General features: G+C 57.8%; 1 protein-coding gene and 1 other annotated feature. The gene reads left to right on the forward strand.

All coding sequences use genetic code 11. From position 1 onward, the window contains the following. Window positions 1-14 precede the first annotated feature (14 nt). Window positions 15-1,228 (forward strand): IS3 family transposase gene (locus M3N55_RS16655; protein WP_249060978.1). Its coding sequence is split into 2 segments (ribosomal slippage), with 1,215 coding nucleotides annotated over them: window positions 15-294 and window positions 294-1,228; the frame shifts between segments, so codons are not numbered across the junction. This gene is flagged as partial in the annotation. Continuing rightward, window positions 287-403 (forward strand) — a sequence feature (AL1L pseudoknot). (Overlaps the previous gene by 117 nt.)

The raw sequence follows: 1,228 nt of genomic DNA on the forward strand, positions 1-1,228 counted from the left end.
TGACAAAAAGCAAAATGGCAAATCGCTACTCACCCGAGGTCCGCGCACGGGCGGTCCGGATGGTGTTCGAGCATCAAGGCTCATACGAAACGCAGGCGGGCGCGATTGCGGCCATTGCACCTAAGATCGGCTGTATTCCCCAGACCTTGAGCGGATGGGTCAAACGGGCTGAGAAGGACAGTGGCATGCGCGACGGCGTCACGACCGAGGAACGCGACCGGATCAAGGCGCTGGAACGTGAAAACCGGGAGCTGCGCCAGGCAAATGAGATCCTGCGCAAGGCGTCAGCATATTTTGCGCAGGCGGAACTCGACCGCCCACTGAAGCGATGATCGCCTTCATTGAAGATCAGCGCGTTGTCTACGGCGTCGAGTCGATCTGCAGAGTGCTGCCGATTGCGCCGTCGACATATTACCACCACCTGGCATGCCTCGCTGATCCGTCCAAAGCTTCGGCGCGGCATCAGCGCGACACAGAGTTGCGTCCAGAAATCAAACGGGTCTGGGATGAGAATTATCAGGTCTACGGGGTGCGCAAGGCGTGGCATCAGCTGAAGCGCGAGGGCTTTGAACTGGCGCGATGCACTGTTGAGCGACTGATGAAACAGATCGGCATCCGTGGTGCCGTGCGTGGAAAGGTGGTCAAAACAACAGTTCCTGACACGTCAGCGCCCTGTCCGCGTGACAAGGTGAATCGTGTATTCCGGGCACCAGCCCCAAATCTGCTATGGGTCAGCGACTTTACCTACGTGTCGACATGGCAGGGTTTTGTCTATGTGGCCTTCGTCATCGACACATTCGCTGATCGCATCGTCGGATGGCGGGTCTCGCGGTCTGCCAAAACGGACTTTGTCCTCGATGCTCTTGAACAGGCCCTGTATGATCGGCGGCCTGTTCAGAAAGGGGGATTGATCCATCACTCGGATCGCGGCGGGCAATATTTATCCATTCGCTATACCGAGCGTTTGGCCGAAGCAGGCATTGAACCATCGGTCGGCAGCGTCGGGGATTCCTACGACAACGCCCTCGCTGAAACTATAAACGGGCTCTACAAAACCGAGCTCGTTCATCGTCAGGGCCCGTGGCGCAACATGCAGGATCTGGAAATGGCTACCCTCGGCTGGGTCGACTGGTTCAACAACCGGCGCCTGCTTGGCCCCATCGGAAACATCCCGCCAGCAGAGGCTGAAGAGAACTTCTATGCACAGCACGACGTGCTCGATATGGTC

The sequence above is a fragment of the Roseinatronobacter domitianus genome, assembly GCF_023336755.1.
Lineage (GTDB): Bacteria > Pseudomonadota > Alphaproteobacteria > Rhodobacterales > Rhodobacteraceae > Roseinatronobacter > Roseinatronobacter domitianus.